Source organism: Variovorax sp. 160MFSha2.1 (assembly GCF_048305075.1).
GTDB classification, from domain to species: domain Bacteria; phylum Pseudomonadota; class Gammaproteobacteria; order Burkholderiales; family Burkholderiaceae_C; genus Variovorax; species Variovorax guangxiensis.
Window position 1 is genome coordinate 2,675,117 of record NZ_CP157624.1, and the last position, 23,901, is coordinate 2,699,017.

23 protein-coding genes are annotated in these 23,901 nt (G+C 66.0%); 11 read left to right on the forward strand and 12 right to left on the reverse strand.

The genetic code is table 11. The features are described 5' to 3' along the window. Nucleotides 1-4: 4 nt before the first annotated feature. The 8 genes from ABL838_RS11925 to ABL838_RS11960 form a co-directional block, all read right to left on the reverse strand. Nucleotides 5-1,192: a dihydrodipicolinate synthase family protein gene (locus ABL838_RS11925; protein ID WP_126469119.1), complete on the reverse strand. Its 1,188-nt coding sequence runs from the start codon at nucleotides 1,190-1,192 to the stop codon at nucleotides 5-7. Nucleotide 1,193: 1 nt separating this feature from the next. Further along, on the reverse strand, nucleotides 1,194-2,369 hold the full coding sequence (locus ABL838_RS11930) for a Gfo/Idh/MocA family protein (protein WP_184641881.1): 1,176 nt from the start codon (nucleotides 2,367-2,369) through the stop codon (nucleotides 1,194-1,196). Nucleotides 2,370-2,423: 54 nt separating this feature from the next. Then, entirely contained in the window at nucleotides 2,424-3,854 is a 1,431-nt protein-coding gene (locus ABL838_RS11935; RefSeq protein ID WP_418125451.1) for an enolase C-terminal domain-like protein, read from the reverse strand. A gap of 16 nt (nucleotides 3,855-3,870) precedes the next feature. Beyond that, complete coding sequence (locus ABL838_RS11940) at nucleotides 3,871-4,650, reverse strand: ABC transporter ATP-binding protein (protein WP_369658604.1); 780 nt, start codon at nucleotides 4,648-4,650, stop codon at nucleotides 3,871-3,873. Nucleotides 4,651-4,708: 58 nt separating this feature from the next. After that, entirely contained in the window at nucleotides 4,709-5,710 is a 1,002-nt protein-coding gene (locus ABL838_RS11945; protein WP_418125452.1) for an ABC transporter substrate-binding protein, read from the reverse strand. A gap of 38 nt (nucleotides 5,711-5,748) precedes the next feature. Further along, nucleotides 5,749-6,522, reverse strand: coding sequence for an ABC transporter permease (locus ABL838_RS11950; protein ID WP_418125453.1), 774 nt, complete (start codon nucleotides 6,520-6,522; stop codon nucleotides 5,749-5,751). 49 nt (nucleotides 6,523-6,571) lie between these two features. Further along, nucleotides 6,572-7,567 (reverse strand): tripartite tricarboxylate transporter substrate binding protein, encoded by a 996-nt coding sequence (locus ABL838_RS11955; RefSeq protein WP_418125454.1) that lies wholly within the window; start codon nucleotides 7,565-7,567, stop codon nucleotides 6,572-6,574. Between the two features lie 378 nt (nucleotides 7,568-7,945). Then, nucleotides 7,946-8,614 (reverse strand): TetR/AcrR family transcriptional regulator, encoded by a 669-nt coding sequence (locus ABL838_RS11960; RefSeq protein ID WP_184641887.1) that lies wholly within the window; start codon nucleotides 8,612-8,614, stop codon nucleotides 7,946-7,948. A 95-nt stretch (nucleotides 8,615-8,709) separates the two neighbouring features. Between ABL838_RS11960 and ABL838_RS11965 the strand changes: the two genes are divergently transcribed. Further along, nucleotides 8,710-10,437, forward strand: coding sequence for a thiamine pyrophosphate-binding protein (locus tag ABL838_RS11965; RefSeq protein WP_418125455.1), 1,728 nt, complete (start codon nucleotides 8,710-8,712; stop codon nucleotides 10,435-10,437). Here ABL838_RS11965 and ABL838_RS11970 read toward each other — a convergent pair. Beyond that, nucleotides 10,400-10,696, reverse strand: a complete 297-nt coding sequence (locus tag ABL838_RS11970; protein WP_418125456.1) for a hypothetical protein — start codon at nucleotides 10,694-10,696, stop codon at nucleotides 10,400-10,402. The two genes, ABL838_RS11965 and ABL838_RS11970, sit on opposite strands and share 38 nt — an antisense overlap. A gap of 103 nt (nucleotides 10,697-10,799) precedes the next feature. Here ABL838_RS11970 and ABL838_RS11975 point away from each other — a divergent pair, with 103 nt between their 5' ends. Continuing rightward, complete coding sequence (locus tag ABL838_RS11975) at nucleotides 10,800-11,579, forward strand: AraC family transcriptional regulator (protein ID WP_418125457.1); 780 nt, start codon at nucleotides 10,800-10,802, stop codon at nucleotides 11,577-11,579. A 40-nt stretch (nucleotides 11,580-11,619) separates the two neighbouring features. Here ABL838_RS11975 and ABL838_RS11980 read toward each other — a convergent pair whose 3' ends face one another. Both ABL838_RS11980 and ABL838_RS11985 read right to left on the reverse strand, forming a co-directional pair. Then, entirely contained in the window at nucleotides 11,620-12,057 is a 438-nt protein-coding gene (locus ABL838_RS11980; RefSeq protein WP_126018423.1) for an SWIB/MDM2 domain-containing protein, read from the reverse strand. A 155-nt stretch (nucleotides 12,058-12,212) separates the two neighbouring features. Next, on the reverse strand, nucleotides 12,213-13,148 hold the full coding sequence (locus tag ABL838_RS11985; RefSeq protein WP_418119995.1) for a DMT family transporter: 936 nt from the start codon (nucleotides 13,146-13,148) through the stop codon (nucleotides 12,213-12,215). Nucleotides 13,149-13,192: 44 nt separating this feature from the next. Between ABL838_RS11985 and ABL838_RS11990 the strand changes: the two genes are divergently transcribed. Both ABL838_RS11990 and aceA read left to right on the forward strand, forming a co-directional pair. Then, nucleotides 13,193-13,606, forward strand: a complete 414-nt coding sequence (locus tag ABL838_RS11990) for a gamma-glutamylcyclotransferase family protein (RefSeq protein ID WP_418125458.1) — start codon at nucleotides 13,193-13,195, stop codon at nucleotides 13,604-13,606. A 206-nt stretch (nucleotides 13,607-13,812) separates the two neighbouring features. Further along, nucleotides 13,813-15,144, forward strand: coding sequence for an isocitrate lyase (aceA, locus tag ABL838_RS11995; protein ID WP_019653316.1), 1,332 nt, complete (start codon nucleotides 13,813-13,815; stop codon nucleotides 15,142-15,144). A gap of 73 nt (nucleotides 15,145-15,217) precedes the next feature. On the opposite strand, the gene ABL838_RS12000 is transcribed toward aceA, so the two are convergent. After that, nucleotides 15,218-16,180 carry a GlxA family transcriptional regulator gene (locus ABL838_RS12000; RefSeq protein ID WP_418125459.1) on the reverse strand — a complete coding sequence of 321 codons (963 nt, stop codon included), beginning with the start codon at nucleotides 16,178-16,180 and terminating at the stop codon, nucleotides 15,218-15,220. Nucleotides 16,181-16,298: 118 nt separating this feature from the next. On the opposite strand from ABL838_RS12000, the gene ABL838_RS12005 reads away from it, so the two are divergent. The 7 genes from ABL838_RS12005 (at nucleotide 16,299) to pheT (ending at nucleotide 23,899) form a co-directional block, all read left to right on the forward strand. Then, nucleotides 16,299-16,610 carry a putative quinol monooxygenase gene (locus ABL838_RS12005; protein ID WP_418125460.1) on the forward strand — a complete coding sequence of 104 codons (312 nt, stop codon included), beginning with the start codon at nucleotides 16,299-16,301 and terminating at the stop codon, nucleotides 16,608-16,610. Between the two features lie 221 nt (nucleotides 16,611-16,831). Then, on the forward strand, nucleotides 16,832-18,739 hold the full coding sequence (gene thrS, locus ABL838_RS12010; RefSeq protein ID WP_418125461.1) for a threonine--tRNA ligase: 1,908 nt from the start codon (nucleotides 16,832-16,834) through the stop codon (nucleotides 18,737-18,739). A gap of 101 nt (nucleotides 18,740-18,840) precedes the next feature. Next, nucleotides 18,841-19,470, forward strand: a complete 630-nt coding sequence (gene infC / locus ABL838_RS12015; protein WP_126018435.1) for a translation initiation factor IF-3 — start codon at nucleotides 18,841-18,843, stop codon at nucleotides 19,468-19,470. Between the two features lie 165 nt (nucleotides 19,471-19,635). Then, nucleotides 19,636-19,839, forward strand: a complete 204-nt coding sequence (gene rpmI / locus ABL838_RS12020) for a 50S ribosomal protein L35 (RefSeq protein WP_007832497.1) — start codon at nucleotides 19,636-19,638, stop codon at nucleotides 19,837-19,839. Nucleotides 19,840-19,863: 24 nt separating this feature from the next. Further along, nucleotides 19,864-20,223 (forward strand): 50S ribosomal protein L20, encoded by a 360-nt coding sequence (gene rplT / locus ABL838_RS12025; protein ID WP_007832499.1) that lies wholly within the window; start codon nucleotides 19,864-19,866, stop codon nucleotides 20,221-20,223. A 112-nt stretch (nucleotides 20,224-20,335) separates the two neighbouring features. Then, a complete protein-coding gene (pheS, locus tag ABL838_RS12030; RefSeq protein WP_369658593.1) occupies nucleotides 20,336-21,412 on the forward strand; it encodes a phenylalanine--tRNA ligase subunit alpha in 1,077 nt (358 codons plus the stop codon). A 45-nt stretch (nucleotides 21,413-21,457) separates the two neighbouring features. Then, entirely contained in the window at nucleotides 21,458-23,899 is a 2,442-nt protein-coding gene (gene pheT, locus ABL838_RS12035; protein ID WP_418125462.1) for a phenylalanine--tRNA ligase subunit beta, read from the forward strand. Nucleotides 23,900-23,901: the final 2 nt, after the last annotated feature.

A 23,901-nucleotide genomic window follows, 5' to 3' on the forward strand; every position in this document is an offset into this window, starting at 1 on the left:
GTCTTCAGCCTTCCACGCCGTGCAAAGCCAGCAGCGTCTTCATGCGCCGCACCGCCAGCTCGGGCTGCTCCAGCAGGTTGGCCGCATCAGCCAGCCTGAACAGTTCCGCGAAGTGCTGCAGCGAGCGCGTGCTCTGCTGGCCGCCGACCATCGTGAAGTGCTTCTGGTGGCCATTCAGCCACGCCATGAACACCACGCCGGTCTTGTAGAAGCGCGTAGGCGCGGCAAAGATGTGGCGCGACAGCGGCACCGTGGGGCCGAGGATGTCGTGGAACTTCTTCTCGTTGCCTTGCGCCAGCGCACCGAGGGCCGCGCTCGCGGCGGGTGCGATGGCGTCGAAGATGCCCAGCAGTGCGTCGCTCTTGCCGTGCGTGGGCTCGCTGCCGAAGCCGTCGCCTGCGATCAGCTCGGCGTAGTTGAAGTCGTCGCCGGTGTACATGCGCACCCCCGGCGGCAGGCGGCGGCGCATCGCGATTTCCTTGTCCTTGTCGAGCAGCGAGATCTTGATGCCGTCCACCTTGTCGGGATGCGCGGCGATGATGCCGAGCGCCGTGTCCATGGCTGCATCGACATCCTTCGTGCCCCAGTAGCCCGCCAGCGCCGGGTCGAACATGTCGCCCAGCCAGTGCAGCACCACCGGCTGCTTCGCCTGGCTCAGGATGCGGTCGTACACCCGCTCGTAGTCGGCCGGGCTCTTCGCCACGCGGGCCAGCGCGCGGCTGGCCATGACGATCAGCTTGCCGCCCAGCGCCTCGATGGCGGCCATCTGCTCTTCGTAGCCGCGGATCACGTCGTCGACACTCTTCACGCTGTCGATGTCCAGGTGGTCGGTGCCGCAGCCCGAGGCGACCAGCGCGCCGGGCACGTCCTTCGCGGCGTCGAGCGAACGGCGGATCAACTCCAGCGAGGTGGGCCAGTCCAGGCCCATGCCGCGCTGCGCGGTGTCCATGGCCTCGGCCACGCCCAGGCCCAGCGAGAACAGGTGGCGGCGGTAGGCGATGGTGGTGTCCCAGTCGACCGCGCACTGCAGCCACGGGTCGATGGCGGCCATCGGGTCGGCCACCACGTGGGCGGCCGAGTAGGCAATGCGGTTGAACTTGACGCCCGCATCGGGCTTCACCGGTGCGGTGCCGCGCAGCGCGTAGGGCGCGAGCGTGCCGCCGGCGGTGGGGAGGTTCAGCGAGAGTGCCATGTCAGACCTTCAGTGCAGGCACGTCGACCCAGCGGCGGTCCTTCCACGACTCGAGCGCGGCTTCGACCAGCTGCACGCCCTTGGCGCCTTCGGGCAGCGTCCACTTGTAGGGCGCGTCTTCCACCACGTGGCGGATGAAGTGTTCCCACTGGATCTTGAAGCCGTTGTCGTAGAACTGCGAGTCCGGAATCTCCTGCCACTGGTCGAAGAAGTTCATGGTCTGCTTCTCGTCGGGGTTCCACACCGGGCGCGGCGTGGCCACGCGCGACTGGGCGCGGCAGCTCGACAGGCCGGCCACGGCCGAGCCGTCGGTGCCGTCGACGTGGAAGGTCACGAGGTCGTCGCGGCGCACGCGCGTGACCCAGCTCATGTTGATCTGCGCGATGACGGGCTCGCCGTTGTGGCCGGTGAGCTCGCAGGTGGCGTAGGCCGCGTCGTCGGCGGTGGCCTCGTAGGGCTTGCCGGCCTCGTCCCAGCGCTTGGGGATGTGGGTGGTGCCCAGGCAGCTCACCGACTTCACCTCGCCGAACAGGTTGTCCAGCACGTAGCGCCAGTGGCACATCATGTCCAGGATCATCCCGCCGCCGTCTTCCTTGCGGTAGTTCCAGCTCGGGCGCTGGATGGGCTGCAGGTCGCCCTCGAACACCCAGTAGCCGAACTCCAGGCGCACGCTGAGCATGCGGCCGAAGAAACCTGCGCGGCGCAGCATGTCGAGCTTGCGCAGGCCTGGCAGGAAGAGCTTGTCCTGCACAGCGCCGTGCTTCAGGCCCTTGGTCTTCGTGGCTTCCTCGGCCAGGCGGGCGATCTCGACGGCCTCGTTGAGGTTGGTGGCAATGGGCTTTTCGCAGTAGACGTGCTTGCCGGCGCGGATGGCCTTGGCCAGCAGGGCGGGGCGCATCTGCGTGGTGCCGGCGTCGAAGAAGATGGTGTCGTCCTTGTTCTCCAGCGCCTTGTCGAGGTCGGTGCCCCAGCGCGGGATGTTGTGCGCCTTGGCCAGCGCTTCCATCTTCTCGGCGTTGCGGCCGATGAGGATCGGATCGGGCATGACCTTGTCGCCGTTCGACAGCGTGACGCCGCCCTGGGCGCGGATGGCGCAGATCGAGCGGATCAGGTGCTGGTTCATGCCCATGCGCCCGGTGACGCCGTGCATGATGATTCCTAGACGTTGGGTGGCCATCGTTTTCTTCCTTGGGGTGCGAGAGATTTGTGCGGGCTGGACGCGCGCTTCGGTTCAGTAGACGGAACGCATCGCGTCCCACGAGATGCCGGCGCCTGGCTTGCCGGTGGCGAAGCCGGGCGCGGCGTTGAGCGAGGACAGGTCGAGCTGCCCTTCGCGGATGGCGAGGCGCACTGCGCCGTCGCTGGTTTCGTAGAGGCCCGGGTGGGCGCGCAGCAAAGCCTGCTGCTCGGCCTCGGGCGCCGCTGCGAGGCCGTTGACGTAGTGGTGGCCGTTGCGCTCGACATGCGAGAGGCCGAGCCAGGAGACGAGTGCCAGGTCTTGCTGCACGCCGATGCCGGCCTGCATGGTCAGGTCTTCGCCGGAGAGGAAGTAGCGCGGCTTCTCAGACGCGGCATTCCACTGCGCGCAGCGCGCGGCGTTGATCACCGACTTGTAGAAGCCCTTGCAGCTCTTGCTCGACACGCCGGTGTAGCCCAGCGCGCGGGCCTGCACGAAGGCGTCGAGCGTGGCGTCCGATTCGTCGATGAGCAGCGGAATGCGCTTGCCCAGCGCCGACACGTCGCGCTGCAGCGCCGCGTCGCGGCGGATCGGCTGCTCGACGAACACCGTCTTCTGCGCGAGCTTCCACAGCGTGGGCGTGGAGAGCATACGGTCGAGAAAAGTGGCGAAGTCGTCGGCGTCCGCGTACTGCTCGTTGCCGTCGAGCGTGACGAGCTGGGCCTGGCCGTCGATCACGCGAGCGATGCGCTGGAGCCGGTCGATGTCCTGCGCGGTGTTGCCGCACAGCTTCAGCTTGAAATGGGTGTGGCCGTAGCGCTGCACGGCGGCCTGCAGCGTCGTGGGCAGGCCGTCGGTGGGGGCATCGGGCGAGGCGTCGTACTCGTCGATGGCGTCCGCCAGCCCCACGGTGTGGCGCGCGGCGATACGGTCGCGCGGCGACTGCTTCGCCAGGAAGGCCTGCATGTCGAAGCCCGCGAGGTCGTCGGCCAGGCCGCTGCCGGCGATGTCGATGCCGCAGAGGTTGCCGCTCATCGCCGCCGCGAAGCTGGCGCCGCTGTGCAGGCACAGCGCATCGAGCAGGGCGCGGTCGATCAACGCAGGGCCGTAGCTGGCCACCAGCGGCTGCAGGCCCTTGGCCCTGGCGCGCGACTGCAGCGCGGCGTAGTTGGAGGCGAAATGCGTCCAGGCGGTCTGCGCGTCGGGCTCGGCGGTGTAGGCCTCGCGGGCGTCGCGCAGCGCGAAGCGCAGCTGCTCGAAGTTCTGCTCGTTGTTCAGGGCCGGGTTCTTGTCGAACCACTTCGGAATCATCATCTCCGCCGCACAGCCCTCGGCCGTGCGGCCGTCGGCAAAGCGCACGCGCGCCTTCACGTAGACCTGAGGGCAGGCCGTGACGGTGGCGGCGCCGAAGCGGAAAGGCAGCCGCAGCGCCACGTTGCGCTCGGCGAAGCGGATCTCCTCGACGTGAAAGCGGATCGCGTCCATGGCCGGCTCTCGCTCTTCAGTGGTCCAGGATGCCCTGCGAATAGAAATGCGCGCGCACCAGCTTGGTGTAGGCGCCGAACTCGGGTGAGGACATGACGTCCAGCGTGCGCGGGCGCGGCAGGTCGATGTCGTACACGGCGGCGATGGAGCCGGGGCGCTCGCTCATCACCATCACGCGGTCCGACAGGAAGATGGCCTCGGGAATGCTGTGGGTGATGAGCATCACCGTCTTCTTCGAGGTCATCCAGATGCGCTGCAGCTCCAGGTTCATCTTCTCGCGCGTCATCGCGTCGAGCGCGCCGAAGGGCTCGTCCATCAGCAGCACCGAGGGGTCGTGCAGCAGGGCGCGGCAGATCGACGCGCGCTGCTGCATGCCGCCCGAGAGCTGCCACGGGTACTTGCCCTCGAAGCCCTTGAGGCCGGCCATCTCCATCAGCTCGCGGGCGCGGGCCCTGGCTGCGTCCATGGGCATGTGGCGCATCTCGGCCTGCAGCAGGATGTTGTCTTCCACGCTGCGCCAGGGCAGCAGCACCGCGCTCTGGAACACGATGCCCACGTCTTTCTGCGCACCCTTGATCGGCTTGCCGGCCAGCGTGAGGCTGCCGCCGCTGATAGGCAACAGGCCCGCCACCATCTTCAGCAGCGTGCTCTTGCCGCAGCCCGACGGACCGACGACGGAGACGAACTCGCCTTCCTTGATGGCGAAGTCGAGCGGCTTGAGCGACTCGACGGGGCCGTCCTTGCTTTGGTAGATCTTCGAGACGCCGCGCGCTTCGATCAGGTTGACTTGGGACATGGAATGCGTGAGAGGTGACTACTGCGGAAGGCGCGCGGGGTTCAGGACCGAAGGAAGGTCAGGGGAGGAAATCCAGAGTGACGTAGTCCTCGGGCTTGCCGCGCGTGGAGGCATCCATGCCGCCGTACTGCACCAGCAGGTCGAGCGAGTCGTTCACGTTCTTCATCTGCACGCGGAAGGGGCGCTGGTTGGCGGTTTCCTTCGTGTGGTAGAGCGCCACGCTCTGCTTCATGCCCACGATGAGCGTGTCGCGCACGCCGGCCTTGGGGTTGGCCTTGAGCATCGCGTCGACCGCGGCCTCGGGGCTCTTCTCGGCGGCTTCGGCGGCCTTGGTGGAGGCGCGCATGAAGCGCTTCACCAGGTCGGGGTTCTCGGTCAGCAGGTTCTTGTTGGCGATGATCCCGGAGCTGATCTGGTTCACGCCCGAGTCGGCAAAGCGGATCGGCGTCACCGGCTTGCCGGTGGCGTCCTGCAGCTTGATGGCCTGGTCCATCACGTAGCCCAGCAGCAGGTCGGCCTGGCCGTTGGTCACGGCATTGAGCTTGGTCTGCGCGTCGCCCGAGACGGTCTTGATCTGGTCGGGCTTGATGTCGTTCATCTTCAGGAAGAGCGGCCACATCTGCGACATCGAGTCGCCAGGCGTCACCGCCACGGTCTTGCCGATGATGTCCTTCGGCGTCTTGATGTTCTTCTCGGTGAAGCCCATCACCGACATCGGGCTCACCTGGAACAGCACGCCCGTCGACTTCAGCGGCGCGCCCTTGGCGGCGGCCTTGATCATGGTCGTGACGTCGATGTAGCCGAAGGTCGCCGACTTGGCGGCCACCGCCTGCGCGGTGACGGCGGAGCCGCGGCCTTCCTGGATGTCGAGGTCGATGCCCTCCTCTGCGTAGAAGCCCTTTTCCTTGCCGAGGAAGAAGGGCGCGTGCTCGCTGTACAGATACCAGTTGAGCATCAGCGTGATCTTGTCCTTGGGCTTGTCGCCCTGCGCATGGGCAGGTGCGATGGCGAAGGTAGCGAGCGCGGCCGCGGCGAGCAGCGTGGGAAGCAGTTTCTTCATGGTGTTGTCTCCGGGAGTTGTTGGCTTTGCGAAGGAAATCAGTGCGTGTGGCGCTGCGAGGCGTGCCAGGGAATCATCACGCGCTCGACCAGATCGACGGCTACGAAAAGAATGACGCCGATGCTCGAAAGCACCACCAGCGCCGCGAACATCAGCGGCAGGTCGAGGTTGCCGTTGGCCACCTGCAGCACGTAGCCGATGCCCGAGTTGGAGCCGACGAACTCGCCGACCACCGCGCCTACCACCGCCAGCGTGACCGACACCTTCAGGCCGCTGAAGATCTGCGGCAAGGCCTGCGGCAGGCTGATCTTGAAGAAGGTCTGCAGGCGGCTTGCGCCCATGGAGCGCGAGAGGTCGAGCATGTCGGGCTCGACCGACTTGAAGCCCATCACCGTGGACACCACCACCGGGAAGAAGCCCAGCAGGAAGGCGCTGATGACCTTCGGGAAGATGCCGAAGCCGAACCACACCACGAAGAGGGGCGCGATCGCCACCTTGGGAATGCTCTGCGAGAACACCAGCAGCGGATACACGTACGACTCGATGACGCGCGAGTAGGCGATGACCATCGCGATCGGAATGCCGATGAGGATCGTCAGCCCGAAGCCGCCGAGCGTGGCGAGCGTGGTCTTCCAGCTCTCGGCGAGCAGGCGCGGCCATTCGGCGACGAGCTGCTTCACCACCTCCCACGGCGGGGGAATCAGGTAGGCCGGAATCCTGAACAGGCGGATCGCCAGGTCCCACAGCACCAGCAGCAACAGGATCAGGAGGAAAGGGCGCAGGGCCGGGGAGAGCAGGAGCTTGCGGAACATGGCGGGAGCCGGGGCTTTCGGGAGAGCGAAGGGAGCGTGCTTGCGTTGCTTACTGTTGGACCGAGAGGCCGGCCGCCTTCACGAGCTGGGCGTTGCTCGCGATTTCTTCCTTGATGTAGGCGTCGAACTGCTCGGGCTTGAGCGTCCAGGCGTCGGCGCCCAGCTTGGCGAAGCGCTCCTTCACCTCGGGCGTGGCCAGTGCCTTCGCCACCTCGGCGTTCAGGCGCTCGACGATGTCGCGCGGCGTCTTGGCCGGCGCCATCATTCCGATCCAGAAGTTGAACTCCGAGCCAGGCACGCCGGCTTCGCTGGTGGTGGGCACGTCGGGCAGGGCGGCCGCGCGCTTGGGCGAACCCACGGCCAGTGCCAGCAACTGGCCTTCCTTGATCTGGCCGATGACCGGCGCGATGGGCGAGAAGTAGTAGTCGACGCGACCCGAGAGCACCTCGGTCACGGCCTCGCCCGATCCCTTGAAGGGGATGTTGGTTGCGTCGATCTTCGCGGCCAGCTTGAACTTCTCTGCGTTCAGGTGCGTGGCGCTGCCCTGGCCGGCCGAGGCGAAGTTCATGCTGCCCGGCTTGGCGCGCGCGGCGGCCAGCAGCTGCGGCAGCGTCTTGATGTTCTTGCCCGGCGAGATCACCAGCGCGTTGGGCAGCGACGAGATCGGCGTGACGCCCGCGAAGTCGTGCACCGTGTCGAAGGGCAGCTTGGCGAAGGTGGAGGGGCTCACCGTGTGCGACGACGAATGGATCATCACCGTGTAGCCGTCGGGCGCGGCCGTGGCCACCGCCTGCTGGCCGATGGTGCCGCTCGCGCCGCCGCGGTTGTCGACCACCAGCGTCTGGCCCATGCTGGCGCTCATCTTGTCGGTGATCGCGCGGGCAATGATGTCGGTGGTGCTGCCGGCCGCGAACGGCACGATCACGCGGATCGGCTTGTTCGGATAACCGTTCTGCGCCGCCGCCAGCCCCGGCAGCAGCGCCGCGATGCAGGTCAGGGAGGCGAGGGCGGCGGTGCGTGCCGCACTGCTGGCAATGAACTTCATGGATGTCTCCGCGCGGTCGGTCCGCATTCTTGAAATCGATCAATTCACCATTGAGTGAATTATTGATTGTAGGAACGGCCGCGCGGGAGCGTCAACGGGCGCTCCCTAGTGAATACCCGCAGGAGGAGGTTCAGTGGTTTTCAGGTGCGACTGCGCAGTGCACGGTCGTCGGAACCGGCACGGGCCAAGGTCGGGAACACCGTGGAACCGGCTTTGCCGGGCCACCGGTGTTGCCCCCGGTAGGGGGTGGCGAAGCGACACGAAGTGCGCGAGCCTGGGGGCGAGCCCAGCCTTACCGCGGAACCGGCTTTGCCGGGCCGCTGGTGTTGCCCCCGGAAGGGGGTTGGCTTCGCGCACGAAGTGCGCGAAGCCTGGGGGCTATTTCAGTACATAGCCGAGAACCAGGTCGGTCATGTGCGAAAGCCGCTGCGCCATCGCCTTGGGCGCACGCAGGTCACGACCGAAGATGGCCGATAGCGTGTGGTTGTTCGAGAGGTAGAAGTAGCAGAGCGACGCGATGGAGATGTAGAGCTGCACGGGGTCCACGCCCGCGCGGAACAGGTCGTCGCGGCGGCCGCGCTCCAGCACGGTGTCGAGCAGCTGCACCAGCGGCGAGTTCATCTCCTGGATGCGTTCCGAGCGCTTCAGGTGCGCCGCGCAATGCAGGTTCTCGCTGTTGAGCAGCGTGATGAACTCCGGGTGCTCGAGGTAGTAGTTCCACGTGAACGACACCAGCTGGCGGATCGCCTCCACGGGGTCGATCTCTTCGAGGTGCAGGCGCTGTTCCGCCTCGCGGATGTCCGCGTAGACGCGCTCCAGCACGGCAAGGAAGAGGTCGTCCTTGCTGCCGAAGTAGTAGTAGATGAGGCGCTTGTTGAGGCCCGCGCGCTCGGCGATGCTGTCCATGCGCGCGCCCGCGAGGCCGCGCGCGGAGAACTCGTCGCGGGCCGAGGCGAGGATGGCCAGCTGCGACCTGTCCGCGTCGCGCGAGCGGGGTTCCATGGCCTCGATGGCGATGTCGGGCGTGGGGTCCTTGGAGGCCTTCATGGCGCGAATTTAACCAATTGGGGAATTAACGCAAGGCGTCTGGAGCGGGCGCACATAATTGCCGGAGACATTTGCAGCTGAGGTTCCTACTTCCCATGAGTACATCACAACCCGCAGGCCACCTGATCGTGGAGTGCCTGGTAGAGCAAGGCATGGAGATCGCATTCGGCGTGCCGGGCGAGAGCTTCCTGGCGGTGCTCGACGGCTTCCACGCCTATCGCGACCGCGCGCGCTTCATCGTCAACCGGCAGGAGGGCGGCGCCGCCTTCATGGCCGAGGCGCACGGCAAGCTCACGGGACGGCCGGGCGTGTGCTTCGTCACCCGCGGTCCGGGCGCGACCAATGCGTCGATCGGCGTGCACAACGCCTTCCAGGATTCGACGCCGATGGTGCTGTTCGTGGGCGACGTCGGCAGCGACTTCCGCGACCGCGAGGCCTTCCAGGAGGTCGATTACGCGAGCTTCTTCGGCCCGAGCACCAAGGGCTTCGCCAAGCGGGTCGAGCGCATCGACGACGCGAACCGCATTCCCGAGTACATCGCGCGCGCCTTCGCCACCGCGATGAATGGGCGGCCGGGGCCGGTGGTGCTGGTGCTTCCCGAAGACATGCTGCGCAGCGAGACCGCCGCGCGTCCGCTGGCGCGGGTGGAGGCGGTGGAGCCATGGAGCGACCCGGGCGCGCTGCGCACCCTGCGCGAGCTGCTGCTGAAGTCGCAGCGTCCGCTGGTGATTGCTGGCGGCGGCGGCTGGACGGCGCAGGCCGCGCAGGCGCTGCAGCGCTTCGCCGAGAACTGGCGCCTGCCGGTGGCGAATGCCTTCCGCTTCCAGGACACCTTCGACAACCACCATCCGCAGTACGCGGGCGACGTCGGCATCGCCATCAACCCGAAGCTGGCGCAGCGCGTGAAGGACGCCGACCTGATCCTCGCCATCGGCCCGCGCCTGGGCGAGATGACCACCAGCGGCTACACGCTGCTCGAGGCCCCCAAGGCGAAGCAGACGCTGGTGCACATCCACGCGAGCGCCGAGGAACTCAACCGCGTCTACCAGGCCGACCTGGCGATCAACGCTGGCATGAGCGCGGCCGCGCGCAGCCTGGAAGTGCTGAGCGCGCCGCCGACGCTGCCCTGGGAAGAATGGACGCTGCAGGCCCATGCCGACTACGAAGCCAACCTCGTGCCGCAGGCGCTGGCCGGCATGCCGGCCGAAATGCCGCGCGGCCCGGTCGACATGGCGCAGGTCGTCGCGCTGCTGCAGAAGCACCTGCCCGCGGATGCGGCCATCACCAACGGCGCGGGCAACTTCGCGAGCTGGGTGCATCGCTACTTCCGCTACAGCGGTCTCGCCAAGGGCGCGAAGACGCAGCTGGCGCCGACCAGCGGGGCGATGGGCTACGGCGTGCCGGCGGGCATCGCCGCCAACCTGGCGACGGGGCGCGTGGCCTTCACCATCGCGGGCGACGGCGATTTCCTGATGACCGGGCAGGAGCTGGCGACGGCTTCGCAGCACGGGGGCAAGAGCATCATCGTGCTGCTCAACAACGGCATGTTCGGCACGATCCGCATGCACCAGGAGCGCGAGTATCCCGAACGCACCAGCGGCACGGCGCTGCGCAACCCCGACTTCTGCGGTCTTGCGCGCGCCTATGGCTACGCGGCCGAGCGGGTGACGGAAACGGCGCAGTTCGAGTCGGCCCTGCTGCGCGCGCTGGAGGCCGACACCGGCACGCTGATCGAGATTCCGCTCGACCCCGAGGTCATCACCACGCGCGGCACGCTGTCGTCGATCACGCGTTCGGCGAAGCAGCAGCAGGCACAGGGCTGAACGCGGCGCGATGGCGGGCCACCTCCTCGCGCAGGAACGGCGAGCGCAGCTCGAAGACGTCGAACAGGCCGAGTGCGTCGAGGGTGGGGATCAGCGAGGCGAAATCCTGTTCGGCGGCCTGCCTGTCGGCGGCGGATGTGCCGGCGTCTTCGAGGATGCGCGCGTTGGCGAGGAAGGCGGCGACCGATCCCTTGCGCAACGTGCGGCCGTTGATGGTGGTGAAGTCTTCGCCGTCGGGGAGTACGTCCTGGGCTTTCATGGAGGCTGTTCCTTGCTTGGAGTTGAGAGGGTTTCGATGCTAGGCAGCGCCGCTTATTCGGGCTTGCGGGGCGGGGCCAATCGATACCTCCCGCGGGCCACCCATGGCTGAACGGACGCCCGCGACGCTGTGGATCAATGCCCACGAGGCGGCGCGCGTCACCGGCTATCACTCGCACGAGACCGGGCAGCTGTTCGCCTTGCGGGAGGGGCTGCAGGTCATCGAGACGCCGTCGGGCCGCTGGGTGCAGCCGCCGGGGTGGATCGGCTGGATCGCGCCGCGCTGTGCTCATGCGGCGCAGACCTTCGGCGCCACCGCGGGCTGGAGCCTGCACATCGATGCAACGACGGCACAGACGTTGCCGGGCGTGCCGCACGTGTTCGCGGCGACGCCGCTGGTGCGCGCGCTTGTGGACCGCCTGACGGGCATGGATGCATCCGAGCCCCTGCTGGAGTCCCGTCGAGGGCGTCTGGTGGGCGTGCTGATCGACGAGCTTGCCGCGGGCGACAGGCCGTCCCTTCATCTGCCGATGCCGCAGGACAGCCGGCTGGCAGCTATGTCTGCAGCCCTGGCCCACAACCCGGCGCTGCCGGACGGCATCGACCGATGGGCCGATCGCATCGGCATGGCACGAAGGACGCTCACGCGCCGATTCGCTGCCGAGACGGGACTGAGTTTCGCGCTGTGGCGCCAGCAGGCGCGGCTGCTCAAGGCGGTCGAGTTGCTGAGCCTGCGCGAGAGCGTCACCGCGGTCGCGCTGACGGTGGGTTACAGCTCCGTCAGCGCCTTCATAGAGGCATTCCGCAAGCACTTCGGCTGCACGCCGGCGCGTTTTTTCGAAGAGGGCGGGGCGATGCCGGAGGCGAAAAAAAAGCCCGCATGAAGCGGGCTTCTTGATTCAGGAGCGCGAGGCCCCCGAGGACTTACTTGACGTGCTTGCCGATCAGCGCTGCCAGTTCGAACATCGACACTTGCGGCTTGCCGAAGATTTCCTTCAGCTTGGCGTCGGCGTTGATGTTGCGCTTGTTGGCCTTGTCCTGAAGGTTGTTCTTCTTGATGTAGTCCCACAGCTTGCTCACGACAGCGGTGCGCGGCAGCGGCGTGGAGCCGACGACGGCGGCCAGTGCCGGGCTGGGGGTCAGTGCCTTCATGAACGCGGCGTTGGGCGTGCGCTTCTTGGCGGGAGCTGCCTTCTTCGCGGGGGCCTTCTTGGCAGGAGCAGCCTTCTTCGCCGGTGCGGCCTTCTTCGCCGGAGCCGCCTTCTTGGCCGGAGCGGCCTTCTTCGCCGGAGCCGCCTTCTTTGCAGGAGCGGCCTTCTTTGCCGGAGCTTTCTTGGCCGGAGCCTTCTTTGCAGTTGCCATGGTTGATTTCCTTTTTTGGTTGAACACTCACCAATGAAAAACTTGCGTCTCCAGTGGCACTGCGGATGCTAAATGAGAAAAAACGCGTTTCCAAGGGAAAAAGCGCTTTTTTCATTGGGAGTTGTTGTTTTTTCAGAGGGGAGAAGCCCCGTTTTTCACGTTCGGCGCCCAGGCCACGTTGCAAGCACCACGCCGATGAGCGCAACGACGAACGCAACCAGCTGTGGGGAAGAGAGGCTTTCGCCGAGCACGAGCACGCCTACGAGGGCCGCGCTCACAGGCAGCAGCACGGCGAAAACACCCGCTTGTGCGGCTGGTACGTGGCGAAGTCCGGTCATCCAGAGCCATACCGTCCAGATGCTCGCGGCCAGTGCGTAGGCCACGAGCAGTGCCCAGGTGCCGAAGCGCACGGCAGTGAAGTCGAACTGCAGCGCGAACCAGATGCCGAAGGGCATCGACAGCACGAAGCCCCAGAGGTTGATGAGCGAAGCGATGCGCTTGGGTCCGAGGCGCCCGGTGAGCGACTTGCCGATCACCGCATAGGCCGTCTCGCAGAGCACCGCGCAGAAGACGAGCAGATTGCCGAGCCAAGGCATCGACGTCGACGCAGATGCGGTCGCGGTGGAAGCCGGCGCATGCGATGCCGAAGGCGACAGCGCCAGCAGTCCGATGCCGATTGCCGCGCAGGCGATGGCCAGGCCGATGCGCACCGTGATGCGCTCGCGCAGGAAGAGCCAGCTCGCGACGGCGACGCACGCCGGGATCGACGCCATGATCACGCCCGCCGATACCGCGCTCGTCAGGCTCACGCCGAAGAGCATGCAGATCGAGAACAGGAAGTTGCCGAGGAAGGACTCGAGGAACACCAGCCAGCGCGTGCGCGTGGTCATCGGCGGTTCGTCCGGCGAGCGCTTGAGCCAGTGCGGCATGGCCAGTGCCGCAATGCCGAAGCGCAGCCAGGCGAGCAGCAGCACCGGAAAGGCCGCGACGAGGGGTTTGGAGAGGGCGACGTAGCCGCCGACGAGCGACATGCTCAAGGCCAGGCAGCCATAGGCCACGAGACGACCTGATGCGGGGGCAGCGGAGTTCAATAGACTGGACGACGTGTTGTTGTGAAGGAAGGAGTGCGCTTTCGATGATGCCCCACGTTTTTGTCTACGGCACGCTGCGCGGCGGCGGACGCAACGACATCGCGCGCTACCGGCCCGCGCCGAAGTTCATCGGCCAGGCGTGCATCGCCGGCACGCTGCTCGATCTGGGCGCCTATCCGGGCATCGTGCTCGGTGGTGAAAGGCGGGTGAGGGGAGAGGTCTACGCCATCGAGCCTGCGGTGGAAGCGGCGCTCGACGTGCTGGAGGAAGTGGCGGACGACGATTCCGGCGAGTACATCAAGCGGCAGGTGCGCGTGGAGGTGAATGGGCAGTGGTTCGATTGCCTGGTCTATGAGATCCACCCGACACGCATCGCAGGGCTCGAAGTGATCGAAAGCGGCGACTGGATCGCCCATGCGGCACGCAGCGACGCCGCATTTTCACAACCGAAAGATTGATTGCGCATTACGGAATGTGCGCCTGCTGCGCCGCAATATTTTTTCTCGATATGGGAAAAATGATTCTGCATTGAGAAATATATCCGTAAGTTGTTGATTTTATTGGTGCAAAAATATGTCTTCTATAAGACATAAGAGTCCGCGGCGGAGTTACAGTAACTCCACGGCCGCAGCGCCAATCCTTCAATCAACCTCACGGAGTGACCATGCCCCAGACCCTCACAGAACAACTGAGCCGCGAACAGCAGATCGCCGCACTCGAGAAAGAATGGGCCACCGACCCCCGCTGGAAGGGCGTCAAGCGCGGCTACAGCGCGGCTGACGTCGTGCGCCTGCGCGGTTCGTTCCCCATCGAGCACACGCTGGCCAAGCGCGGTGCCGAGAAGCTCTGGGACAAGATCAACGGCGGCGCCAAGAAGGGCTATGTGAACGCCTTCGGCGCGATCTCCGCCGGCCAGGCGATGCAGCAGGCCAAGGCCGGCCTCGAGGCCGTGTACCTGTCGGGCTGGCAGGTCGCCGCCGACGGCAATACCTCCGAGACGATGTACCCCGACCAGTCGCTGTATGCCTACGACTCGGTGCCGACGATGGTCCGTCGCATCAACAACACCTTCCGCCGTGCCGACGAGATCCAGTGGGGCCGCGGCATCAACCCGGGCGACAAGGAATTCATCGACTACTTCCTGCCCATCGTGGCCGACGCGGAAGCCGGCTTCGGCGGCGTGCTCAACGCTTTCGAACTGATGAAGAACATGATCACCGCCGGTGCCGCCGGCGTGCACTTCGAAGACCAACTGGCCGCCGTGAAGAAGTGCGGCCACATGGGCGGCAAGGTGCTGGTGCCGACGCAGGAAGCGTGCGAAAAGCTGATCGCCGCGCGCTTCGCAGCAGACGTGCTGGGCGTGCCGACCATCGTCCTGGCCCGCACCGATGCCGAAGCCGCGAACCTGATCACGTCCGACCACGACGCCAACGACAAGCCGTTCCTGACCGGCGAACGTACGCAGGAAGGTTTCTTCCGCGTCAAGAACGGCCTGGAGCAAGCCATCAGCCGCGGCGTGGCCTACGCCCCCTACGCCGACCTGGTGTGGTGCGAGACCGGCGTGCCCGACATCGGCTTCGCCCGCGAATTCGCGCAGGCCGTGCACGCCGCCTGCCCGGGCAAGCTGCTGTCGTACAACTGCTCGCCTTCCTTCAACTGGAAGAAGAACCTCGACGACAAGCAGATCGCCTCGTTCCAGGAAGACCTGTCGGCGCTGGGCTACAAGTACCAGTTCATCACGCTGGCCGGCATCCACGTCAACTGGTTCAACACCTTCCAGTTCGCCCATGCATACGCTCGCGGCGAAGGCATGAAGCACTACGTGAACATGGTCCAGGAACCCGAGTTCGCCGCACGCGACAAGGGCTACACCTTCGTGTCGCACCAGCAGGAAGTGGGCGCTGGTTACTTCGACGACGTGACCACCGTGATCCAGGGCGGTTCCTCCAGCGTGAAGGCGCTGTCGGGTTCGACCGAGGAAGAACAGTTCCACTGATCCGACGGACAGTTTTCGCTGTCACTTTCAGCCCGGCCTCGTGCCGGGCTTTTTTGTTTCCGCTGCAGCGAGGTCAGGCCTCGAGCCGCACTTCGCGTACGCCGCGTCCCAGCCGCTGGCGCAGCAGGGTGCGCAGCGTGACGCCGTCGGCATAGCCGACCATGCCGGCGATCTGCTCCAGGCTCTTGTCGCTGGTCTTGAGCAGGTGCACGGCGCGCTCGACACGCAGGTCCTGCACGTACGAGAGCGGGCTCTTGCCCAGCACCTGCTGCATGCGGCGGGCCAGCGTGCGCTTGCTTGTTCCCGCGGCCAGGGCCGCCTCGTCGAGCGAGAAGCCCTCGGCCAGCCGGCCGCGCGCCCAGCGCTCGAAGCGCTCGACCAGCGGATCGGAGTGCGAGAGATGGTCGGAGATCACGTAGGCCGACTGCGACGGGCGCGAGTCGACGATCAGGTAGCGCGCCACCAGCGTGGCGAGTTCGGGGCTGGCCTGGCGGACGATCCACAGTGCCAGGTCGACATGGCTCAGTGCGGCGCCGGCGGTGACCAGATGGCCCGAGCTGACCAGCATGCGCGAGTCTTCCAGTTGCACGCCGGGGTAGCGCTGGCGGAACAGCGTGGCGAGCCACCAGGTCGTGGTCGCCTTGTGCCGGTCGAGCACGCCCGACTCGGCGAGCACGAAGGTGCCGATGCAGGCGGCGGCCACGTTGGCGCCTCGATCCGAGCGTTCTCGCAGTGCGGCGCAGGCGTCGCGCACGTCGGGGCGGGCTAGGGCGGGCTCCAGCGTTTCGGGCATCTTGCAGCCCAGCGCGGGAACGATCAGCCAGTCGGCCGTGCCGGCGCCGAGCGCGCGGGCGATCGGCACGGCGAAGCCCTGCGAGGTCCGCACGCGCTTGCGGACGCCCGTCACCACGACTTCGAAGGGCGCCACGTCGAGCTGCAGCATGGCTGTGAGTTCGTTGGCGGTGGTGAAAACGTCGAGCACGGCGGACAGGCCGGTGTCGAATACGCCATCCAGGGCGAGTATGTCGAGTTTCATGGCCATAACGATATCAAAGATGTCAAAAACGCCAATGGCTACAGAGGCGGCGGCTGCCTAGAGTTCATGCCAACGCCGCGCAATGTCGCGCGCCGTTCAACACTCAGGAGATTGACCCATGATCAAGTACGCACTGTTCGTCCGCCTCGAAGCCAAGCCAGGCAAGGAAAGCGATGTCGAGAAGTTCCTGGAGGCCGGCCTTGGGATGGCCCGCGACGAGAAGACCACGCCGATCTGGTTTGCGCTGCGCCTGTCGCCGACCACCTTCGGGGTGTTCGATGCTTTCGAGAACGAGGCCGCCCGCCAGGCCCACCTGACCGGTCCGATCGCCCAGGCGCTGATGGCGAAGGCCCCTGAGCTGTTTGCCGCGCCGCCGTCGATCGAACCGATCGAAGTGTTGGGACTGAAGAACACTGCGGCCGCGTCCTGAGCGGGCAGCGGCTAGAATTGCCGGCTCTGCACTCCAACAAGAGCGAGAAAGGCACCTTGGTTATGACACCGCGAACTACCCGGCAAGGTTTCAGCGGCTTTTTCTTCCCCGAAGGAAAAGGCCGGTAGCCCCGCGCTCGCTGGTTTTCGCCAGCTACACAACCAAGCAAAGCGCGGTCATCCACCGCGCTTTTTTGTTTTTCTCACCGAGGTTTTCCCAAAATGATCCAGATCACGCTCCCCGACAACTCGCGCCGCGAGTTCCCTGGCCCGGTCTCGGTGGCCGAAGTCGCCCAGTCCATCGGCCCCGGCCTGGCCAAGATGACGGTGGCCGGCAAGGTCGACGGCCGGCTCGTCGATGCCAGCGACGTCATCGACCATGACGCGAAGCTGCAGATCATCACGCCGAAGGACGAAGAGGGCCTGGAAATCATCCGCCACTCGACGGCTCACCTGGTCGGCCATGCGGTGAAGCAGCTCTACCCGACGGCCAGGATGGTGATCGGGCCCGTGATCGACGAGGGCTTCTACTACGACATCGCCTACGAGCGCCCGTTCACGCCCGAGGACATGGCCGCCATCGAGGCGCGCATGCGCGAGCTGATCGCGCAGGACTACGACGTGATCAAGAAGATGACGCCGCGCGCCGAGGTCATTGAGGTCTTCAAGTCGCGCGGCGAGGACTACAAGCTGCGCCTGGTCGAGGACATGCCCGACGAGCAGGCCATGGGCCTGTACTACCACCAGGAATACGTCGACATGTGCCGCGGCCCGCACGTGCCGAACACGCGCTTCCTGAAGGTCTTCAAGCTCACGAAGCTGGCCGGCGCCTACTGGCGCGGCGACGCCAAGAACGAGCAGCTGCAGCGCATCTACGGCACGGCCTGGGCCGACAAGAAGCAGCTCGACCAGTACATCCAGCGCATCGAGGAAGCCGAGAAGCGCGACCACCGCCGGCTCGGCAAGGAGCTCGACCTGTTCCACATCGACGAAGTGGCGCCGGGCGTGGTGTTCTGGCATCCGAAGGGCTGGGCGATCTGGCAGGCGGTGGAGCAGTACATGCGTGCCATCTACCGCGACACGGGCTACTGGGAAGTGAAGGGGCCGCAGATCCTCGACAAGAGCCTGTGGGAGAAAACGGGCCACTGGCAGAACTACCGCGACAACATGTTCACGACGGAGTCGGAAAAGCGCGAGTACGCGCTCAAGCCGATGAACTGCCCGGGCCACGTGCTCATCTTCAAGAGCGACCTGCGCAGCTACCGCGACCTGCCGCTGCGCTACGGCGAGTTCGGCCAGTGCCACCGCAACGAGCCCAGCGGCGCGCTGCACGGCATCATGCGCGTGCGCGGCTTCACGCAGGACGACGGCCACATCTTCTGCACGGAAGACCAGATCCTCGACGAATGCATCGCCTACACGGCCCAACTGCAGAAGGTCTATGCCGACTTCGGCTTCACGGACATCCTCTACAAGGTCGCGACGCGTCCGGAGAACCGCGTCGGTTCCGATGAGCTGTGGGACAAGGCCGAGCATGCGGTGATGGAGTCGCTGCGCCGGTCGGGCGTCGACTTCGTCATCGCGCCGGGCGATGGAGCCTTCTACGGCCCGAAGATCGAATACACGCTGCGCGATGCCATCGGCCGCCAGTGGCAGTGCGGCACGATGCAGGTCGACTTCAACACGGCCGAGCGTCTTGGCGGCGAATACGTGACGGAATCGAGCGGTCGCGCGCACCCCGTGATGCTGCATCGCGCCATCGTCGGCAGCCTGGAGCGCTTCATTGGCATGCTGATCGAACACCACTCCGGCGCAATGCCCGCATGGCTCGCGCCGGTGCAGGTTGCGGTGCTGAATATCAGCGAAGGGCAGGCGGATTACGCTGCTGAAGTTGCGAAAACGCTGCAAAATCAAGGGCTTAGGGTCCAGCTCGACCTGCACAACGAAAAGATTACGTATAAAATACGGAAGCATTCGTTGCAAAAGCTCCCTTACATCGTTGTCGTGGGCGACAAGGAAAAGGAAGCAGGTGCCGTCGCAGTGCGCGCCCGGGGCAATCAAGACCTCGGTGCAATGTCCCTCGAATCGTTCATGCAGCGGCTCGTTCAGGATGTTGCCGACAAGCGTTGATTTGTCCTCGAAACACCCCACATGTTTCCCTGCCAAATCGTGCCGCTTGTCCGCGAGGGCTGAGCGGCGTTCGCTACAGATTTTGTAGCAAATTTTGAAGGATTCTGACCATCGCTACTGCATTCCGCGACCGCCGCCACCGCGAGGAACGCCAACACCGCCTGAACCGGGAAATCATGGCCCCGGAAGTCCGCCTGATCGGCCCGGATAACGAGCAATTGGGTGTCGTGAGTCTTGCAGAGGCTCTACGCCTTGCCGGTGAGCAGGACGTGGACCTGGTGGAGGTCGTCGCGGCGGCCAACCCGCCCGTGTGCCGCCTGATCGAGTACGGCAAGTTCAAGTACCACGAGCAGAAGAAGGCGGCCGAGGCGAAGTCGAAGCAGAAGGTCATCGAGGTCAAGGAAATCAAGTTCCGGCCCGGTACCGACGATGGCGACTACAACATCAAGATGCGCAACATCCGGCGCTTTCTTGATGAGGGTGACAAGTGCAAGATCACGCTTCGCTTCCGCGGCCGCGAGATCACGCACCAGGAACTCGGCCTGGCCCTGCTGCAGCGCATCCGCGACGAGCTGGGCGACTCGATCATCGTCGAGCAGTTTCCGAAGCTCGAAGGCCGGCAGATGATCATGATGATCGCGCCGGGCCGCAAGAAGCCCGGCGGCGGTGGGCAGCAGAAGCCGGCAGCCGATGCCGGCGCCGCTCCGGCAGCGACGCCCGCTGCGGCCTGACGGGCCGAAGGCTGGAGCCGCGTTAGAGAGGTTTTGAAGGGATTTCGCCATTGCCCGCATTTCGAAAGAAATGCAGGCGAGGGCGGGATGAAGAAGTGTCTCGGGGCCAACAAGTCCGTGGAGCATCCATGGCGCCTCACGAGCACAAACTAAAGGAGCATTCACATGCCCAAAATGAAGACCAAGAGCAGCGCGAAAAAACGTTTCCGCGTTCGTCCCGGTGGCACCGTCAAGCGCGGTCAAGCCTTCAAGCGTCACATCCTGACGAAGAAGACCACCAAGAACAAGCGTCACCTGCGTGGTGCAGTCGCAGTGCATGAAACCAACATGGTTTCTGTCGCCGCCATGCTGCCCGGCCGTGGCATCTAACTCAGACGAACAAGGAGTACACACATGCCTCGCGTCAAACGTGGTGTAACGGCTCGCGCCCGCCACAAGAAAGTTCTCGCACTCGCCAAGGGTTTCCGCGGTCGCCGCGGCAATGTCTTCCGCGTCGCCAAACAGGCGGTGATGAAGGCAGGCCAATACGCCTACCGTGACCGCCGTACCAAGAAGCGCGTGTTCCGTCAGCTGTGGATTGCGCGTATCAACGCCGCCTCGCGTGAACTGGGCCTGACCTACAGCCAGTTCGCCAACGGCATCCGCAAGGCCGGTATCGAGATCGACCGCAAGATGCTTGCGGACATCGCCGTGCACGACAAGGCCGCTTTTGCCGGCATCGTGGAGCAGGTCAAGGCCAAGCTGGCTGCTTGATTCTGCATAGCGGGGCGCTGCCTTCGGGCAGCTTCCTGCGCCCACGGCTCAAGGGCTGGCGCTTGAAAAGGCTCCAGCTCTTTTTTATTTCCCCTCGAAGATTTTTGTTGCTATGAACGAGTTGGACTCCCTGGTCGACACCGCACGCGCCGCCTTCGCCGAAGCGAAGACACCCGCCGAGCTTGAAAACGCCAAGGCCCAGTTCCTCGGCAAGTCGGGCCGCATCACCGAGTTGATGAAGGGCATGGCCGCGCTGAGTGTCGAAGAGAAGAAGTCCCGCGGCGCCGCCATCAACGTCGCCAAGCAAGCCATCGAAGCCGCGCTGACCGAGCGCCGCCAGCAACTGGCCGACGAGGAGCTCTCTCTGCAACTTCGTGCCGAGGCGCTCGACGTGAGCCTGCCCGGCCGCCGCCGCATTTCGGGCGGCCTCCACCCCGTGAGCCGCACCCTGGAGCGCATCGAGGAAATCTTCTCCAGCATGGGCTTCGACGTGGCCGACGGCCCCGAGATCGAGAGCGACTGGCACAGCTTCACCTCGCTCAACAACCCGCCGAACCATCCCGCGCGTTCGATGCAGGACACCTTCTACGTCGACCTGAACGGCGACGACGGCATCCCCTACAACCTGCGCCCGCACACCAGCCCGATGCAGGTGCGTTATGCGCATCAGCACATCAAGAAGTACGCCGCCGAGTTCGCGGCTGCCGCGGCCGACACCACAGGCACCGTGAAGGCGCCCGAGATCCGCGTGATCGCGCCGGGCCGCACCTACCGCGTCGACAGCGACGCCACCCACTCGCCCATGTTCCACCAGTGCGAAGGCCTGTGGCTCGGCGAGAACGTGAGCTTCAAGGACCTGAAGGTCGTCTTCACCGACTTCTGCCGCACCTTCTTCGAGCGCGACGACCTCGTGCTGCGCTTCCGCCCGAGCTTCTTCCCGTTCACCGAGCCGAGCGCCGAGATCGACATCCAGTTCGCGAGCGGCCCGCTGGCCGGCCGCTGGCTGGAGGTGTCGGGCTCGGGCCAAGTGCACCCGAACGTGGTGCGCAACATGGGCCTCGACCCCGAGCGCTACATCGGCTTCGCCTTTGGCATGGGCCCCGACCGGCTCACGATGCTGCGCTATGGCGTGAACGACCTGCGCCTCTTCTTCGACGGCGACCTGCGTTTTCTCTCGCAGTTCCAGTAAGCAGCAGCACCCCATCACAGAAAAAACCAGATCGAGATCGAAGAGATGCAATTCCCGGAATCCTGGCTGCGCGAGTTCTGCAACCCGCCCATCGACAGCGCCGCACTGGCCGAAACGCTCACCATGGGCGGCTTCGAGGTGGAAGAGCGCCGTCCGGTGGCGCCGCCTTTCACGCGCATCGTGGTCGGCGAAATCAAGGAAGCCGTGCAGCACCCGAATGCCGATCGCCTGCGCGTGTGCCAGGTCGATGCGGGGCAGGGTGCCCTGCTGAACATCGTGTGCGGCGCGCCGAATGCGCGTGTCGGCATCAAGGTGCCGTGCGCGCTGGTCGGCGCCGAACTGCCGCCGGGTGAGGACGGCAAGCCCTTTCTCATCAAGCTCGGCAAGCTGCGCGGCGTGGAAAGCCAGGGCATGCTGTGCTCGGCGCGCGAACTGCAGCTGAGCGAAGACCACGGCGGCCTGCTCGAGCTCGACGCCGACGCGCCCATCGGCGCCGACGTGCGCGAGGTGCTCAAGCTCGACGACATGCTGCTCACGCTGAAGCTCACGCCCAACCTGGCGCACGGCCTCAGCGTCTATGGCGTGGCGCGCGAACTGGCCGCGCTCACGGGCGCGCCGCTCAAGACCCCCGAGATCGCACCGGTCGCCACCTCGTTCGCCGACGTGCTGCCGGTGAAGGTCGAGGCGCCCGAGCTCTGCGGCCGCTTCTCGGGCCGCATCATGCGCGGCGTGAACACCAAGGTCGCGACGCCGGCCTGGATGGTCGAGCGCCTCGCGCGCTGCGGCCAGCGCAGCGTGACGCCGCTGGTCGACATCTCCAACTACGTGATGTTCGAGTACGGCCAGCCCAGCCACATCTTCGACCTCGACAAGATCCATGGCGGCCTCACGGTGCGCTGGGGCAAGCCGGGCGAGCAGCTGAAGCTGCTCAATGGCAACACGATCACCGTCGACGACAAGGTCGGCGTGATCGCCGACGACCGCGAAGTCGAGTCGCTCGCCGGCATCATGGGCGGCGATGCCACCTCGGTGTCCGACGACACGCGCAACATCTACGTCGAAGCCGCCTTCTGGTGGCCCGAGGCCGTGCAGGGGCGTTCGCGCCGCTTCAACTTCTCGACCGACGCGGGACATCGCTACGAGCGCGGCGTCGATCCGAGCCGCACGGTCCAGATCATCGAGCGCATCACGCAGCTGATCGCCGAGATCTGCGGCGGCCAGGCTGGCCGCATGGACGACCAGACGCTGAGCGTGCCCCAAGCCGTGCCCGTCACGCTGCGCGTGGCGCGCGCCTCGCGCGTGATCGGCATGCCGCTGACGCAGGCCCAGTGCGCCGAGGCGCTGAACCGCCTCGGCTTCGCCATCACCGAAGGCGAAGGCACGCTGACCGTGACCCCGCCGCCGCACCGCTTCGACCTGCTGATCGAGGAAGACCTGATCGAGGAGGTCGCGCGCCTGATCGGCTTCAACAACCTGCCGACCACCGCGCCGCTCGCGCCCATCACCGCGCGCGTGCGTCCCGAGGCGCAGCGCAGCCGCTTCGCGGTTCGCCGCAGCATCGCCGCGCTGGGTTACCAGGAAACGATCAACTTCAGCTTCGTCGAAGCGCACTGGGAGCAGGACCTGGCCGGCAACGCCAACCCTGTGAAGCTGCTGAACCCCATCGCCAGCCAGATGAGCGTGATGCGCTCGTCGCTGATGGGGTCGCTGCTGCAGGTGCTCAAGTTCAACCTCGACCGCAAGGCGCCGCGCGTGCGCGTGTTCGAGCTGGGGCGCGTGTTCATGCGCGACGACAGCGTCGTCACCACCGACAGCACCGTGCGCGGCGTGAGCCAGCCGATGCGCGTGGCGGGCCTCGCATGGGGCGACGCCGACGAGGCGCGCTGGGACGGCAAGCCCGAGCGAATCGACTTCTACGACGTGAAAGGCGACGTCGAGGCGCTGCTCGCTCCGCTGCAGCCCGTCTTCGAGGCGGCCGAACATCCGGCCCTGCACCCGGGCCGCTCGGCACGCGTGCTGGTCGACGGCAAGGCCATCGGCTTCGTCGGCGAACTGCATCCGCGCTGGCGCCAGAAGTGGGATTTCTCGCAGGCGCCCGTGCTGTTCGAACTCGACCTCGACGCCGTCACCGCGCGCCTCGTGCCCGTGGCGCAGCCGGTGCCCAGGCACCAGGCCGTCGAGCGCGACATCGCCGTCGTGGTGGCCGAGGCCGTCACGCACGACGCGCTGATGCGGGCCATCCGCTCCACCGCGGCGGCCAAGGGCCTGCTGCGCGACGCCGTGCTGTTCGACATCTACCGCCCGCAGCCGCTGCGCGACGGTGCGGTGGCCGCGGCCGGCGCGCTGGCGCAGGGCGAGAAGAGCATGGCGGTGCGCCTGAGCTTCCAGAGCGACAGCGCCACGCTGACGGACGAGCAGGTCGAGCCCGCTGTCCGCGCGATCGTCGAACAACTGGGCGCCAAGCTCGGCGGCCGCTTGAGGGGGTGATG

Coding starts and splice junctions, on each gene's coding strand:
- pheS (WP_369658593.1), top strand. CDS start 20,336: ATGAACGAGTTGGACTCCCTGGTCGACACCGCACGCGCCGCCTTCGCC.
- ABL838_RS11990 (WP_418125458.1), top strand. CDS start 13,193: ATGATGCCCCACGTTTTTGTCTACGGCACGCTGCGCGGCGGCGGACGC.
- ABL838_RS11960 (WP_184641887.1), bottom strand. CDS start 8,614: ATGAAGGCCTCCAAGGACCCCACGCCCGACATCGCCATCGAGGCCATG.
- ABL838_RS11925 (WP_126469119.1), bottom strand. CDS start 1,192: ATGGCACTCTCGCTGAACCTCCCCACCGCCGGCGGCACGCTCGCGCCC.
- ABL838_RS11980 (WP_126018423.1), bottom strand. CDS start 12,057: ATGGCAACTGCAAAGAAGGCTCCGGCCAAGAAAGCTCCGGCAAAGAAG.
- ABL838_RS11975 (WP_418125457.1), top strand. CDS start 10,800: ATGGCTGAACGGACGCCCGCGACGCTGTGGATCAATGCCCACGAGGCG.
- rpmI (WP_007832497.1), top strand. CDS start 19,636: ATGCCCAAAATGAAGACCAAGAGCAGCGCGAAAAAACGTTTCCGCGTT.
- ABL838_RS11950 (WP_418125453.1), bottom strand. CDS start 6,522: ATGTTCCGCAAGCTCCTGCTCTCCCCGGCCCTGCGCCCTTTCCTCCTG.
- ABL838_RS11970 (WP_418125456.1), bottom strand. CDS start 10,696: ATGAAAGCCCAGGACGTACTCCCCGACGGCGAAGACTTCACCACCATC.
- ABL838_RS11940 (WP_369658604.1), bottom strand. CDS start 4,650: ATGTCCCAAGTCAACCTGATCGAAGCGCGCGGCGTCTCGAAGATCTAC.
- ABL838_RS11965 (WP_418125455.1), top strand. CDS start 8,710: ATGAGTACATCACAACCCGCAGGCCACCTGATCGTGGAGTGCCTGGTA.
- ABL838_RS11945 (WP_418125452.1), bottom strand. CDS start 5,710: ATGAAGAAACTGCTTCCCACGCTGCTCGCCGCGGCCGCGCTCGCTACC.
- rplT (WP_007832499.1), top strand. CDS start 19,864: ATGCCTCGCGTCAAACGTGGTGTAACGGCTCGCGCCCGCCACAAGAAA.
- pheT (WP_418125462.1), top strand. CDS start 21,458: ATGCAATTCCCGGAATCCTGGCTGCGCGAGTTCTGCAACCCGCCCATC.
- ABL838_RS11935 (WP_418125451.1), bottom strand. CDS start 3,854: ATGGACGCGATCCGCTTTCACGTCGAGGAGATCCGCTTCGCCGAGCGC.
- thrS (WP_418125461.1), top strand. CDS start 16,832: ATGATCCAGATCACGCTCCCCGACAACTCGCGCCGCGAGTTCCCTGGC.
- ABL838_RS11955 (WP_418125454.1), bottom strand. CDS start 7,567: ATGAAGTTCATTGCCAGCAGTGCGGCACGCACCGCCGCCCTCGCCTCC.
- ABL838_RS11930 (WP_184641881.1), bottom strand. CDS start 2,369: ATGGCCACCCAACGTCTAGGAATCATCATGCACGGCGTCACCGGGCGC.
- ABL838_RS12000 (WP_418125459.1), bottom strand. CDS start 16,180: ATGAAACTCGACATACTCGCCCTGGATGGCGTATTCGACACCGGCCTG.
- ABL838_RS12005 (WP_418125460.1), top strand. CDS start 16,299: ATGATCAAGTACGCACTGTTCGTCCGCCTCGAAGCCAAGCCAGGCAAG.
- aceA (WP_019653316.1), top strand. CDS start 13,813: ATGCCCCAGACCCTCACAGAACAACTGAGCCGCGAACAGCAGATCGCC.